Origin of the sequence: Streptomyces sp. NPDC057694 (genome assembly GCF_042799415.1) — a bacterium.
Lineage (GTDB): Bacteria > Actinomycetota > Actinomycetes > Streptomycetales > Streptomycetaceae > Streptomyces.
The window spans coordinates 80466-94020 of record NZ_JBHVIX010000024.1; the positions used below are offsets into that span (position 1 = coordinate 80466).

Genomic DNA, 13555 nt, shown 5'->3' on the forward strand with positions numbered 1-13555 from the left:
GGTCGCGCAGTTCCCCGCGCCCCTGGAGATGCGCACTTCGTGCGCCATCTCCATCAAGGGCGCGCCGTTTGCCCCGGCTGGAGGCGCGCGGAGCGCAGCCTCAAGACGAGGCGTCGCGCAGCGCAGCCTCAAGGGGAGGCGGCGCGCAGCGCCTGCCTCAGGGGCGCGGGGAACTGCGCGAGAAGCGGCCACCGGGCCGCGGACGACGAACAACCCAGGGGCGCGGGGAACTGCGCGACCAGCCCCCACCGGCCCGCACACGAAAACGCACCCTGGCGCCGCCCCACCCCCTTGAATAAGCTCATGCACGACTCAATCCCCGTGAATGGAGCAACGGGGACCGGACGGGGAGCCATGACCGAGTACACCGAGCAGAGCGAACAGACCGGCGCCGTCACGGGCGGGCACAGCCCAGCCGCCCGGCTCCAGCACCTCTTCGAGGGGCACCGGCTCACACCCACCCAGCGCCGCATCGCGCACTGCATGGTGCGCCGCGCGGCCGACGTACCGTTCCTGTCGTCCGTCGAGCTCGCCGAGCTGGCGGGGGTCAGCCAGCCCTCCGTGACCCGCTTCGCCGTCGCCCTCGGCTTCGACGGGTACCCGGCACTGCGCAAACACCTGCGCGAGGTGGCCCCGGCGGCCCCGGCCACGGCCGCGCGGACCAACGAGTACCAGCAGGCGGTGGAGGCCGAGATCGCCAATCTCCGCCACCTCGCGGACCTGCTCGCCGACCCGGCCCCCGTCGAACGGGCCGGCCGGCTGCTCGCCGCCTCCCGCCCGCTGCCCGTCCTCGGGCTGCGCGCGGCGGCCTCGCAGGCCTACGGGTTCTCGTACTTCGCGGCCAAGGTCCACCCGGACGTCCGGCTGCTCGACGAGGGCGGCACGATGCTCGCCGACCGGATCGACGCGGCGGTCAGGGCAGGCGCCACGGCACTGCTCTGCTTCGCGCTCCCCCGCCATCCCCGCGAGGTCGTCGACGCACTCGCGTACGCGCAGTCGGCGGGCCTGACCGTGGTCACCGTCGCCGACTCGGCGTTCGCCCCGGTCGCCCGGCACAGCGACCTCCTGCTGCCGGCCGCGGTCGGCACCGGCCTCGCCTTCGACACGGCGTGCGCGCCGATGCTGCTCGGCCGGGTCCTGCTGGAGGCCATGTGCGACGGACTGCCGCAGGCACAGGCGAGGCTGGAGGCCTTCGACGTACGGGCGCAGGAGCGGGGCTTGTTCGTCGAGTAGGGGGCGCGGGGAACTGCGCGGGAAGCGCCACCGACCCGCACCCGACAACGAACCGAAAAGAGTTGCGCGGGGACCGCCGCACCCCCGTGTGACGGGGGGCGGGACGACGGCGGTCCCCGCGAGGGACGCGCACAGCCCGGTCAGGCCGGGCTGCCACGTCCTGGGCGTCCATGGAGGTCCGGGAGCCGCTCCGGAGGTCCTGACGCCGCTACGGTGCCGGCAGAGGCGGGGAGCCGCTCCCGCCCCTTCCGACATCCCCTAATCTGCCGGACGCGTGTTAAGCGGGTGCTGCGTGCACGTGACGCGCTCGTACCAGTTCGGCGAAGCCCGGCGCCTTCACCTCATCGCCCATGGTCACTCGATCGCGTGAACCAGTCGGCCATCCATCTACACGCATAGCGTCACTGCGGCCAGAGTCGGCTCCGTCATTTCCGACGTCGGCCCCGAGGAGACCGCTGTGCCCGGCTGGTCACGAAGCTTCCTGAATCCGTCGCTCGTCACTGCCCTTGAAGAAGGGCTCACCTTCGATCAGTGGCTCGACGGCAGAACTCCCGGCATCGACTACGCGCGGATCACAGCCGACCAGAGCACGCGATCCGCAGTCCTCGCCCGCGGCAGGGAACCGGGAACCGGCGTCCGCCATCAGCACGAGGACAACCGCGAGACGGCCGCAAGGTTCGGCATCGCCCTCGTCAAGTTCCATGAGGACAACGGAGTCGGCGCCACGCATCCGGATGTCCCCCGCCCCTCGTTCGATCAGACCATCCACGCCCTGCACTGCCGAAGGACGCCCGAAGGCTTCCCCGTCAGCGCGCTCATCGCCACGGAACAGGAGCGGGTCTGGCGCCTCCCCTCGGACTTCGACCGGCTGCGCCGTGCGGTGTCGGTCACCGACGACGGCCTGTTCATCGCAGGCCGCGAGATCTTCGACCTGGGCTCGGTGGACCGCCCGAAGAACGTTGATGCGGGAATCGACGAAGTACGGCGCACCAGCGAACGCATCGGGCGACACGTCCGCCGACGTGCCCTGGACGGAGGGCCCCCTGGCGGGCGCCGTCGCTTCGGCTGGCTGCCGCCCGACCCGCGGTCCGGCCGGAGGATGAACATGCGCAAGGACCCCGACGAGTGGCCGGTCCTGCTCGAAATGATCGAGGCGGCTCTGCGAGGACAGGGCTGGAACGCCATCGCTCGCGACCTGAACAGCCGCGGGGTGTTCACGGCATCCGGAAACCGGTGGAGCGGAGCGACGGTACGCCAGGCGCTCACGAACCCGGTGATGTGCGGATTCCGTTCGCTGCACGGCGAGTTGGCCACGGATCCGGCGACAGGCCTCCCGGTGCGCGGGACCTGGGACATCCCCGCCACCCCGGACGAGTGGCGCGCCCTCGTGGAGACGTCCCGGCAGAACGGTGCACGGAGCGGCACTCGGCTCACCAACGGCAGTCCTCCGGACGGCACACCACCGACTCCGCTGCGCAAATACCTCTTCAGCGGATTCCTGCGATGCGGCGCGACCAGGAACGGGACTCCCTGCCATTCCAGAATGGGCGGCTGCACGCGACCGACGGCCAGGGATCCCCGGAACGCGGTGTACGTCTGCTCCGCGATGGACTGCGGCGGTACCGCGCGCAGCGCTGCCGCCGTGGACGCCCATCTCCGCGAAGTCGTGACGGCCCTGCTCGCCGAACGTGCCGCACACCACCGCCCCGCCACACCCGCCGAGTGGGCAGGAGAAGCCCTGCTCGGGAAGTTGAGGCAGGAGCACGGCGCCCTCGTCCGGCGTGAAGCGACACCGGAGTCCTCCGCCGCGGTCGCCGACCTGTCGGCACGGATCTCCAGCCTCGAAGCGGCGCGCACGGATCATCTGGCGGCGTTCGAGAAGCGGCACCGCGTCCGGGAACCCGCCCGGTGGCACGCCCTGTGCCTCGGGGAACGACGCGCGGCGATCGCCGAAGTGCTCGAGGCGGTGATCGTCATGCCCCTGCCTCCGGGCACCTCCCGCCGTGCCGCGTTCGACCCGGGTCTGCTCCAGGTGATCCCGAAGCAACGGCCGGGCGACTAGGGCCTCGGTGTGGTTCCTCGCCGGCTCAGCAAGGCGAGGAACCACACGGTGGCTCACTTGGCTTCGCGCGCCATGTACGTCAGGAGGTCCTGGCGGCTGACCACGCCGGTGGGCTTGCCCTCGACCAGTACGATCGCCGCGTCCGCGGAACCGAGCACGTTCATCAGGTCCGCGACGGGCTCGCCGGAGCCGACCTGCGGGAGCGGCGCCGACATGTGCTTCTCCAGCCGGTCGCCCAACGACGCGCGCTGGGCGAAGAGCGCGTCGAGCAGTTCCCGCTCCACGACGGAGCCGACAACCTCGGCGGCCATCACGTCCGGATGCCCAGCCCCGCGCTTCACCACGGGCATCTGTGACACCCCGTACTCACGCAGGACCTCGATGGCCTCTCCGACCGTCTCCTCCGGGTGCATGTGGACAAGCCCGGGGATGGATCCCTCCTTGTGGTTCAGCACGTCCAGAACCCGGCCGGCCTCGGCCGGTTCGTCCAGGAACCCGTAGGACGACAGCCACTCGTCGTTGAAGATCTTGCTGAGGTAGCCGCGCCCGCTGTCCGGCAGCAGCACCACCACGATGTCGTCGGGCCCGAGCCGCTCCGCGACGCGCAGCGCGGCCACGACCGCCATGCCGCAGGAGCCGCCGACGAGCAGGCCCTCCTCCTTGGCGAGGCGGCGCGTCATCTGGAAGGAGTCCTTGTCGGACACCGGCACGATCTCGTCGGCGACGTCACGGTCGTACGCCGTCGGCCAGAAGTCCTCGCCGACGCCCTCGACCAGATACGGGCGCCCGGAGCCGCCGGAGTAGACCGAGCCCTCGGGGTCCGCGCCGACGACCTGGACCCGGCCCTCGCTCGCGTCCTTCAGGTAGCGGCCCGTCCCGGAGATGGTGCCGCCGGTGCCGACGCCCGCCACGAAATGGGTGATCCGGCCGTCCGTCTGCTCCCACAGCTCGGGGCCGGTCGAGTGGTAGTGGGAGAGCGGGTTGTTCGGGTTGGAGTACTGGTCGGGCTTCCAGGCGCCGGGCGTCTCGCGCACGAGGCGGTCGGAGACGTTGTAGTACGAGTCCGGGTGCTCGGGGTCCACCGCCGTGGGGCAGACCACGACCTCGGCGCCGTACGCGCGCAGCACATTGATCTTGTCGGTGCTCACCTTGTCGGGGCACACGAAGATGCACTTGTACCCCTTCTGCTGGGCCACGATGGCCAGCCCGACGCCGGTGTTTCCGCTGGTCGGTTCGACGATCGTGCCGCCCGGCTTCAGCTCACCGCTCTGCTCGGCCGCCTCGATCATGCGCAGCGCGATGCGGTCCTTCACGGAACCGCCGGGGTTGAAGTACTCGACCTTGGCCAGGACGGTCGCCTGGAGGCCTTCGGTCACCTTGTTGAGCCTCAGCAGCGGGGTGTTGCCGACGAGACTGATCATCGAGTCGTGGATCTGCACGTTCTACTCCGGGTCTCCGGTGGATGTCCTGCGGGATGTCCGTTGCGGGATGCGGCCAGAGTATTGCGCGCACCGGGCCTTCATCTCCCCTTGCGATTGACCGACGGTGATTACGGGGCAAGGAGTTCATGTAGCCGTAAGAAGTCGCAGCACAGACACATCACAGGCGGATCGCAAAGGCAGGTGGCCGCGGAACATGTCGAGCAGGGCGAGGGTGGCACGGCGGATCGCCGCGGGAGCGGCGTACGGGGGCGGCGGCATCGGGCTTCTCGGGGCCGCCGCGGTCGGGGTGGTGGTCGCGGAGGTGCAGATGGCCCGGCGCCAGGTCGGCAACCACGGCCCCGAACCGGTCCATGTGCCGTCCGCCGACGGGCTGTACGGCAGGGTGTACGACACCGCGGGCGGCGGTCCGCTGCGGTTCGCGGTGCTCGGCGACTCCACGGCCGCCGGGCAGGGCGTGCACCGGGCCCGGCAGACGCCGGGGGCGCTGCTCGCCTCGGGGCTCGCGGCGGTGGCGGAGCGTGCGGTGGAGCTGCGCAACGTGGCGCAGCCCGGCGCCCAGTCCGACGACCTCGACCGGCAGGTCGCGCTGGTCCTCGCCGATCCGGAGTGGCTGCCCGACGTCTGCGTGATCATGATCGGCGCGAACGACGTCACCCACCGGATTCCGGCGACCAAGTCCGTACGCCATCTGTCGGCCGCCGTACGACGGCTGCGCACGGCCGGGGCCGAGGTCGTGGTCGGCACCTGTCCCGATCTGGGGTCGGTGGAGCCGGTGCAGCAGCCGCTGCGCTGGATCGCCCGGCGGGCCTCGCGGCAGCTCGCCGCCGCGCAGACCATCGGGACCGTGGAGCAGGGCGGGCGCACGGTGTCGCTGGGGGATCTGCTCGGGCCGGAGTTCTCGGCCAATCCGCGCGAGCTGTTCGGGCCGGACAATTTTCATCCGTCGGCCGAGGGGTATGCCACGGCGGCCATGGCGATGCTGCCCACGTTGTGCGCCGCGCTGGGGTTGTGGCCCGAGGAGGAGCGGCCCGATGTGGCGCGCGAGGAGGGGTTCTTGCCGGTGGCGCGGGCCGCGGTGCGGGCTGCCGCCGAGGGCGGTACCGAGGTCACGGGTGCCATGCCCACCGGGCCCCGGGGGCCCTGGGCCCTCCTCAAGCGCCGTCGCCGCCGCCGCGTCCCCACCCAGGACCCGACCCCGGTCACGTCCTAGGCCCGGGGCCGTCGTTCACAGGTGTTCGCCCGGTGGGGCTTCTCGCGCAGTTCCCCGCGCCCCCTGACGGGGCTGCCGGCAGCCCCGTCGCCGTCTCGGGCGGCCTGTCGGCCGGCTCCCGCCGCCTTGGGCAATCTGCCATCCCCCAGACTCCGTCCGGGGGGACCCCCAGGGCGGCAGGGTGGGCAAGGCGGCACCCCGGCGCGGGGTGAGCGCCTAATGGGCGGCCAGTTCAGCGCCGTTCGCGGGTGCGGGCCCGGTGGGGGCTGGTCGCGCAGTTCCCCGCGCCCCTATCGGGGCTGGTAGTAGCCCGCGCCCACAGTGACCGGCCGGGGCCGAGGCAGCAGCCCGTGACCACAGCATCCCCCGGCAGGGCTGAGCAAGCGCTTAGAAAAATGCGGTCGGAGTCACATGCCCGGGCCAGTGACCCGCGCCATACGTACGGGTAACTTCCCAAACGGTCCCACCTGAAAAGGTCAACGAACTCCTGGAGCCGTGATGCCCGAAGCAGTGATCGTCTCAGCCGCCCGTTCCCCGATCGGCCGTGCCTTCAAGGGCTCGCTCAAGGATCTGCGCGCGGACGACCTGACCGCCACGATCATCCAGGCGGCCCTCGCCAAGGTCCCCGAACTCGACCCGCACGACATCGACGACCTGATGCTCGGCTGCGGCCTCCCCGGCGGCGAGCAGGGCAACAACCTCGGCCGGATCGTCGCCGTACAGATGGGCATGGACCACCTGCCGGGCTGCACCGTCACCCGCTACTGCTCCAGCTCCCTGCAGACGACCCGCATGGCGCTGCACGCGATCAAGGCGGGCGAGGGCGACGTCTTCATCTCGGCCGGCGTGGAGATGGTGTCGCGGTTCGCGAAGGGCAACTCCGACTCGCTCCCCGACACCCGCAACCCCTTCTTCGCCGAGGCGGAGGCCCGCACCGCGGCCGTCGCCCAGCAGGAGGGCGCCTCGTGGCACGACCCGCGCGAGGACGGCCTGGTGCCGGACGCGTACATCTCGATGGGTCAGACCGCCGAGAACCTGGCGCGCCTGAAGGGTGTCACCCGCGAGGACATGGACGTCTTCGGCGTCCGCTCGCAGAACCGCGCCGAGGAAGCCATCAAGAACGGCTTCTGGGAGCGCGAGATCACCCCCGTCACGACCCCCGACGGCACGGTCGTCAGCAAGGACGACGGGCCGCGCGCGGGCGTCACCCTGGAGGGCGTCTCGGGCCTGAAGCCCGTCTTCCGCCCGGACGGACTGGTCACGGCCGGCAACTGCTGCCCGCTCAACGACGGCGCCGCCGCCCTCGTGATCATGTCCGACACCAAGGCCCGCGAGCTCGGCCTGACCCCGCTCGCCCGCGTGGTGTCGACCGGCGTCTCCGGCCTGTCCCCCGAGATCATGGGCCTCGGCCCGGTGGAGGCCAGCAAGCAGGCGCTGAAGCGCGCCGGGCTCGGCGTCTCCGACATCGACCTGTTCGAGATCAACGAGGCGTTCGCCGCCCAGGTCATCCCGTCCGCCCGCGACCTCGGCATCGACGAGGACAAGCTGAACGTCAACGGCGGCGCCATCGCGGTGGGCCACCCCTTCGGCATGACCGGCGCCCGCATCACCGGCACGCTGATCAACAGCCTCCAGTTCCACGACAAGCAGTTCGGCCTGGAGACCATGTGCGTCGGCGGCGGCCAGGGCATGGCGATGGTCATCGAGCGCCTGAGCTGACCCCGGAACGGTCGGGCGCGGACCCGTTTCGGGCCGAACCTGACCGGAATCCGTCTATCCAATCGTGATCCAAATTCCCCCATGATGTGATGTGCATCATGGGGGAAACCCGTTTTCGCAGGTCAGGCCGGTACCCAGGCCATATGGGGGCTAAACGCCCGGCCAAAAGACCTGTCCAATTCGTGACGTAATGCACTGACAGCTGGTTCGTCCAGGCTTCAAGCTGATGTAGGAAGTCGGGGGTCGACTTGAAACCGGGAGTACGTCAGTGAGCGCCATGCCTGCCACCCTCAGTGTCCTGCTGCTCGCCTCGGCCGCTGCCACGGCCGTCGGCGCCGTCTCTCTGCACCATGTGCGGGGGATGCGCCGACAGCTCGCGGATCTGCGCGACGAGCTGGCCCGGGGCCGCGCCACCGCCGCGCACACGGCCACCGTTCCGGCGGCCCGCACCGCCACCGACACCGACGCGATACGCGCCGCGGTCGCCGACGCGCTCGCCGAGGAGCGGGAGCGGGAGCTGGCCGAGGCCCGGGCGTTCTGGGCGGCGCAGGAGGCGCGGGACACCTCCGACCTGCCGCCGTTCCTCGCGGGCGGGACGCTCGGTGAGGAGTTCTTCATGCCCCGGCAGGCGGACTTCGCCGGGCTCGAGCCCATGGCCGAGCCGGTTCTGGAGCCGCTGCTGGAGACCGAGGACGAGTTCGCCGGGGAGGTCGGGGGCGAGTCCCCCGAGCTGGCCGCGGCCCGTCGCCGGCACCCCTCGCACCCCGACTTCGTGCCGGTGCAGTCGCCGGTCGTCAGCGATCACGAGCGCACGGTGGCGTGCCTGGAGGAGCTGGCGCAGGCGCGCACGGCTCTCGCCGATGTGCGGCCCGGGCCGCTCGGCACGCTCGACGTCTATGTCTTCACCGACGGTACGACGCTGTGCATGACGCCCGGTCACCGTGAGACGGCCGAGCGGCTCGCCGAGGCCCTGCGGTCCGGGGACACCCCGGTGCTGCTCGGCGGTTCCGGCGTCTCGGGCGCCTACGCCCTGACCTTCGAATGCGGCCCCGACTCCGTCTACATCCTGGCCGACCGAGTCATAGCCTCCGCCTGACCACCCGGCACCGCGCAGTTCCCCGCGCCCCTGAGTAGTCCTTCATCCGCGGCCCGGTGGGGGCTGGTCGCGCAGTTCCCCGCGCCCCTGAGTAGTCCTTCATCCGCGGCCCGGTGGGGGCTGGTCGCGCAGTTCCCCGCGCCCCTGAGATGCGCACTTCGTGCGCCATCTCATCAAAGGCGCGCCCCGTCCGTCGTCAGAGGCGCGCGCAGCGCAGCCTCAAGGGGAGGCGGCGCGCAGCGCCTGCCTCAGGGGCGCGGGGAACTGCGCGAGAAGCGGCCACCGGCGGGCACCCGGCAACGGACCCCTAGACCCCGGCCCGCTTCATCGCCGACTCCACCATTTCGACAGCCCGCACAAGATCCCCGGGATCGCGCAGAGCCACCCCGAGATCCCGCCCCGCAACGGTGAGTTGATCAGCGGCGGCGAACATCCCGGCATCCGGCATCTCCCGCACCGCCACCCCGGGCTCCTCCAGCCGCTGGGCCCACCCGGACATCTCCCTGGCCACCTCGAGAGCCGCCGCGGCAGCCCCCCGCTGCAACCGGCTCTGCGGCGCGGCCCGCAGCCGGTCCGCGAACTGATCCACCGCGGCTGTCAAAGGCGAAGTATCAAGCACTCGGCGACTGTAGCTGTTTACAAGGCCCCGATGCTCAGGCACGGTGACGTGAAGACCCGGCCACATCGAAGCGTTCCGGAGGCGCCGATGTCCCAAGTCTTCTCCGAGGAGACCCACCGCAATCTGCTCGCCCGTATCCCCCATTGCACCGGTCGTGAAGTCGCCGACTGGCTGCGCACCGTAGAAGAAGGCCCGTGCTTCCTGCGCTTCGAAGAGAAGGTCAGCTGGCTGCGCGGTGAGCACGATCTCGCGTACGGCCACGCCAAGGCGATCGTCCATGAGTACGACCTGAGGCGCGCGGCCCGGCGGTTCGGATAGCCGCCACGACTCCCCCGTACACAAACGGCAAAGGGCCCGCGCACCCAGAGGTGCGCGGGCCCGGAACTGCCGGTGGAGCCGTCAGTCGTTGCCCTGCAGGATCGCGATGAGGCGCAGGAACTCCATGTAGATCCAGACCAGGGTCATGGTCAGACCGAACGCGGCGAGCCACGCCTCTTCCTTCGGGGCGCCGTACGCGATGCCGTCCTCGACCTGCTTGAAGTCCAGGGCCAGGAAGCACGCGCCGAGCAGAATGCCGATGATGCCGAACAGGATGCCGAGGCCACCGCTGCGGAAGCCGAGGCCGTCACCGCCGCCGATGAGCGCGAACAGCAGGTTCACGGCCATGAGCAGGACGAAGCCCATCGCCGCGGCCATCACGAAGCCGTAGAAGCGGCGGTTGACGCGGATCCAGCCCGCCTTGTAGGCGACGAGGACCGCGACGAACACGGCCATCGTGCCGAGCACGGCCTGCATGGCCGCGCCGCTGGCGATGTAGTTGTCGACGACGCTGGAGACGACGCCGAGGAAGACACCCTCAAGGGCGGCGTACGCCAGGATGATCGGCGGGGACGCCTTGCGCTTGAAGGCCTGGACGAAGCCGAGCACCATCGCGATCAGTCCGGAGACGATCGCGATGCCGTACGACTTGCCGAGGTTCGCCTCGTCGACCGGCAGCAGCGCCCACGCGAGCGCCGCGGTGACGAGCAGGGTGCCGAGCGTGGTCGCCGTGCGCATGACGACGTCGTCCATCGTCATGCGGCCGGTGGTGGCCGGCGCCTGCGGGGCGCCGTACTGGACGTCCTGCTGCGCGTAGGGGTTCTGCGCGTACGGGTTGCCCGCGGGGGCCTGCGCGTACGGGTTTCCCTCGGCCGTGCCGACAGCGGGGCCCCCGGCCTGCGGCTGCGCGTTGAACTGCGCGTAGCCGTTGTCGCGGCTGAACCCCCGTCGCGAGAAGACCGGGTTGCTGCTCCTCATTTCACTCCTCCGTGGCCACCGTGTATGGCCTTGCCATCAAGAGTAATGGTCTGGCAAAGATACGACTCTAGTGCTCAAGGAGGATCTTTCCCATCCCGTGATGGATGAACGTCGAAGTAACCCAGGGTGTTCCCCCTCACAGAGGGAAGCCCGTGTACGCCTCCGCGAGGTCCGTCTCGGCGGACCGTGCGCTGGTCACGCGGTCGAGCGCGGCCAGCTGGATCCTGTCGTCGAAGGGCGTCGCGTCGGGTGCGCGGTGCAGCATCGTCGTCATCGCGTAGCTGAACCGCTCGGCCTGCCAGATCCGGCGCAGGCAGGTCTCGGAGTAGGTGTCGAGGAGTGTGGTGTCCCCCTTGTCGCGCCGGGCGATCAGGGCGCGGGCGAAGGTCACGACGTCGCCGACCGCGAGATTGAGGCCCTTGGCGCCGGTCGGCGGGACGATGTGGGCGGCGTCCCCGGCGAGGAAGAGCCGGCCGTGCCGCATCGGTTCGTGCACGTACGACCGCATGGGTGTCACGGACTTCGAGGTGACGGGTCCGCGGGCGAGGCGCCAGTGCGGGTCGTCGACCTCCAGGCGGCGGTCGAGCTCGTCCCAGATCTCGCCGTCGGACCAGTCGGCGGCGTCGGTGTCGGCGGGGACCTGGAGGTAGGCGCGGGTCACCGACGGGGAGCGCATGCTCAGCAGGGCGAAGCCGCGCTCGCCGCGGGCGTAGACCAGTTCGTTGTGGGACGGGGCGACGTCGGCGAGGATGCCGAGCCAGCCGAAGGGGTACGTGCGTTCGTACGTGGCCGAGAGCGCGGCCGGGACCGCCTTCCTGGCCACTCCCCAGAAGCCGTCGCAGCCCACGACGTAGTCGCAGTCGAGGACGTCCTCACGGCCCTCGTGGCGGAACCGGACGCGCGGGGTGTCCGTCTCGGCGCCCTCCACCGCCAGCGCCTCCGCCTCGAAGAGCAGGGGCCCGCCGTCGGCCAGCTGGGCGGCTATCAGGTCCTTGCAGACCTCGGTCTGGGCGTAGACCATCACCTGCCGGCCGCCGGTCAGGGCCGGGAAGTCGACGCGGTGGCGGCGGCGGTCGAAGCGCAGCTCGATGCCGTCGTGCGGCAGGCCCTCGCGGTCCATCCGGGCGCCGACACCGGCCTCGCGCAGCACGTCGACGGTGCCCTGCTCCAGGATTCCGGCGCGCTGGCGCTGTTCCACGTAACGGCGGTCACGGCTCTCCAGGACGACGGATTCGATCCCGGCGTTGTGCAGCAGCCTGGCCAGGAGCAGTCCTGCCGGGCCTGCTCCGACGATGCCGACGGTGGTGCGCATACGGATCCCTCTCGCCTCGCCTCATTGCGTGCAACCGCGTGCCCGTCCGCCACTCTCGTTCGCGTAGCGAACTTTCGTTCATCACCGGCACGTGCGGATCCTCCGCCCGCGCGCGTGCGGGTGTCAATGGTTTCGGGGCGGCGCACGACAGGAAGCGGTGCGGACCGCCGGGATCGCCGGAGTCGCGAGAGGGGCGGCGAGGATCGCGTCGACCGGGCGGGCGACGGCTGCTGACGAGGCGTCAGACGATCTTTCGGAGGGGCGCCGCATATGCGCCGGAGGTGCCCGGAACCGGACTTGAACCGGTACGCCCGCGAAGGGCAGCGAGGTTTAAGCTCGCCGTGTCTGCATTCCACCATCCGGGCAGGCTGAGCGGCTCCGCGTCGACCTTCCGAGACTATCCGGCGGCATCCCCCGAACAGCGGAACAACAGCCCGATGTTGTCTTATTTTATTGACGTCTGAGGGTGCATCAGCCCATGACAGGGGCTATCCGCACATGCCGGAGGCCCTTCCACGGATGTGCGCCCCCGATCGGGGATTGACGGGATTTCACCTCCGCCCCACGTGCGGTACAGCAGGTTCCGCTTCACGGGGCGTCCCGGGCAGCGCTCTCAGGGTCCCGTGTCATACCTGGGGATGACTCCGGCTCTCCCGGTCCGCCGGAAGTCGCCCCCCGGAACGGGAACTGCGTCTGACTTCAGCGCCGCGATCGGCACGGACGATGGAACCAGTCCCCGATCACCTCTCCCCCGACGGACAGGAGCACCACCCGTGACCACCACCTCTCTCGCAGGCCGGACCACTACGGCGGCCGCCCGCGCCACGGATCTCTCCAAGATCTACGGACAGGGCGAGACCCAGGTGGTCGCGCTCGACCGGGTCTCCGTCGAGTTCCGGCAGGCCGAGTTCACCGCGATCATGGGCCCGTCCGGCTCCGGCAAGTCGACGCTGATGCACTGCGTCGCGGGCCTGGACACCTTCTCCTCCGGCTCCGTGCGCATCGGCGAGACCGAACTCGGCTCGCTCAAGGACAAGCAGCTCACCAAGCTCCGCCGGGACAAGATCGGCTTCATCTTCCAGGCGTTCAACCTGCTGCCGACGCTGACCGCCCTGGAGAACATCACGCTCCCCATGGACATCGCGGGCCGCAAGCCCGACAAGCAGTGGCTGGAGAACGTGATCCAGATGATCGGCCTCTCCGGCCGCCTCGGCCACCGCCCCTCGCAGCTCTCCGGCGGTCAGCAGCAGCGCGTCGCGGTCGCCCGCGCGCTCGCGTCCCAGCCCGACATCATCTTCGGCGACGAGCCGACCGGAAACCTGGACTCGCGCTCCGGCGCGGAGGTCCTCGGCTTCCTGCGCAACTCCGTGCGCGAGCTGGGGCAGACGGTCGTCATGGTCACCCACGACCCCGTCGCGGCGGCCTACGCGGACCGCGTGATCTTCCTCGCCGACGGCCGGATCGTCGACGAGATGTACCAGCCGACGGCGGACACGGTTCTGGACCGCATGAAGCGCTTCGACGCCAAGGGCCGCACCAGCTAGCCGGCCCGGCCCGCGCCACTGC

The 13555-nt window shown here is 70.7% G+C and carries 11 protein-coding genes and 1 tRNA gene; 7 read left to right on the plus strand and 5 right to left on the minus strand.

The genetic code is table 11. The features are described 5' to 3' along the window. Positions 1-354 precede the first annotated feature (354 nt). On the plus strand, positions 355-1233 hold the full coding sequence (locus ACFVDP_RS35270; protein ID WP_383498737.1) for a MurR/RpiR family transcriptional regulator: 879 nt from the start codon (positions 355-357) through the stop codon (positions 1231-1233). Positions 1234-1690: 457 nt separating this feature from the next. Then, complete coding sequence (locus ACFVDP_RS35275; RefSeq protein WP_383498740.1) at positions 1691-3295, plus strand: recombinase family protein; 1605 nt, start codon at positions 1691-1693, stop codon at positions 3293-3295. Positions 3296-3348: 53 nt separating this feature from the next. On the opposite strand, the gene ACFVDP_RS35280 is transcribed toward ACFVDP_RS35275, so the two are convergent. Further along, positions 3349-4734 carry a cystathionine beta-synthase gene (locus ACFVDP_RS35280; RefSeq protein ID WP_383498743.1) on the minus strand — a complete coding sequence of 462 codons (1386 nt, stop codon included), beginning with the start codon at positions 4732-4734 and terminating at the stop codon, positions 3349-3351. Positions 4735-4930: 196 nt separating this feature from the next. On the opposite strand from ACFVDP_RS35280, the gene ACFVDP_RS35285 reads away from it, so the two are divergent. From ACFVDP_RS35285 to ACFVDP_RS35295, 3 genes are all read left to right on the plus strand, one after another. Continuing rightward, entirely contained in the window at positions 4931-5947 is a 1017-nt protein-coding gene (locus tag ACFVDP_RS35285) for an SGNH/GDSL hydrolase family protein (RefSeq protein ID WP_383498746.1), read from the plus strand. A 498-nt stretch (positions 5948-6445) separates the two neighbouring features. Further along, positions 6446-7666: an acetyl-CoA C-acetyltransferase gene (locus tag ACFVDP_RS35290; RefSeq protein ID WP_383498749.1), complete on the plus strand. Its 1221-nt coding sequence runs from the start codon at positions 6446-6448 to the stop codon at positions 7664-7666. Positions 7667-7943: 277 nt separating this feature from the next. Beyond that, a complete protein-coding gene (locus tag ACFVDP_RS35295) occupies positions 7944-8762 on the plus strand; it encodes a hypothetical protein (protein WP_383498752.1) in 819 nt (272 codons plus the stop codon). Positions 8763-9069: 307 nt separating this feature from the next. On the opposite strand, the gene ACFVDP_RS35300 is transcribed toward ACFVDP_RS35295, so the two are convergent. Continuing rightward, entirely contained in the window at positions 9070-9381 is a 312-nt protein-coding gene (locus ACFVDP_RS35300) for a hypothetical protein (RefSeq protein ID WP_383498755.1), read from the minus strand. An 87-nt stretch (positions 9382-9468) separates the two neighbouring features. On the opposite strand from ACFVDP_RS35300, the gene ACFVDP_RS35305 reads away from it, so the two are divergent. Next, on the plus strand, positions 9469-9699 hold the full coding sequence (locus tag ACFVDP_RS35305) for a DUF4287 domain-containing protein (protein WP_353943007.1): 231 nt from the start codon (positions 9469-9471) through the stop codon (positions 9697-9699). A gap of 81 nt (positions 9700-9780) precedes the next feature. Here the strand turns inward: ACFVDP_RS35305 and ACFVDP_RS35310 are convergent, their stop codons facing one another. The 3 genes from ACFVDP_RS35310 to ACFVDP_RS35320 all read right to left on the minus strand — a co-directional run bounded on the left by ACFVDP_RS35310 (position 9781) and on the right by ACFVDP_RS35320 (position 12354). Further along, the gene (locus ACFVDP_RS35310) at positions 9781-10677 is read right to left on the minus strand and encodes a Bax inhibitor-1/YccA family protein (RefSeq protein WP_383498758.1); all 897 of its coding nucleotides are present in this window, start codon (positions 10675-10677) and stop codon (positions 9781-9783) included. A 136-nt stretch (positions 10678-10813) separates the two neighbouring features. Continuing rightward, entirely contained in the window at positions 10814-11989 is a 1176-nt protein-coding gene (locus tag ACFVDP_RS35315) for a 4-hydroxybenzoate 3-monooxygenase (RefSeq protein WP_383498761.1), read from the minus strand. Positions 11990-12271: 282 nt separating this feature from the next. Beyond that, a tRNA-Leu gene (locus ACFVDP_RS35320) sits at positions 12272-12354 on the minus strand. A 408-nt stretch (positions 12355-12762) separates the two neighbouring features. Here ACFVDP_RS35320 and ACFVDP_RS35325 point away from each other — a divergent pair. Beyond that, positions 12763-13533, plus strand: coding sequence for an ABC transporter ATP-binding protein (locus ACFVDP_RS35325; protein WP_383498764.1), 771 nt, complete (start codon positions 12763-12765; stop codon positions 13531-13533). Positions 13534-13555: the final 22 nt, after the last annotated feature.

Excerpts from the sequence above, each read along its gene's own strand:
- ACFVDP_RS35270 (WP_383498737.1), top strand. The coding sequence starts at position 355 with ATGACCGAGTACACCGAGCAGAGCGAACAGACCGGCGCCGTCACGGGC.
- ACFVDP_RS35285 (WP_383498746.1), top strand. The coding sequence starts at position 4,931 with ATGTCGAGCAGGGCGAGGGTGGCACGGCGGATCGCCGCGGGAGCGGCG.
- ACFVDP_RS35290 (WP_383498749.1), top strand. The coding sequence starts at position 6,446 with ATGCCCGAAGCAGTGATCGTCTCAGCCGCCCGTTCCCCGATCGGCCGT.
- ACFVDP_RS35295 (WP_383498752.1), top strand. The coding sequence starts at position 7,944 with ATGCCTGCCACCCTCAGTGTCCTGCTGCTCGCCTCGGCCGCTGCCACG.
- ACFVDP_RS35305 (WP_353943007.1), top strand. The coding sequence starts at position 9,469 with ATGTCCCAAGTCTTCTCCGAGGAGACCCACCGCAATCTGCTCGCCCGT.
- ACFVDP_RS35310 (WP_383498758.1), bottom strand. The coding sequence starts at position 10,677 with ATGAGGAGCAGCAACCCGGTCTTCTCGCGACGGGGGTTCAGCCGCGAC.
- ACFVDP_RS35315 (WP_383498761.1), bottom strand. The coding sequence starts at position 11,989 with ATGCGCACCACCGTCGGCATCGTCGGAGCAGGCCCGGCAGGACTGCTC.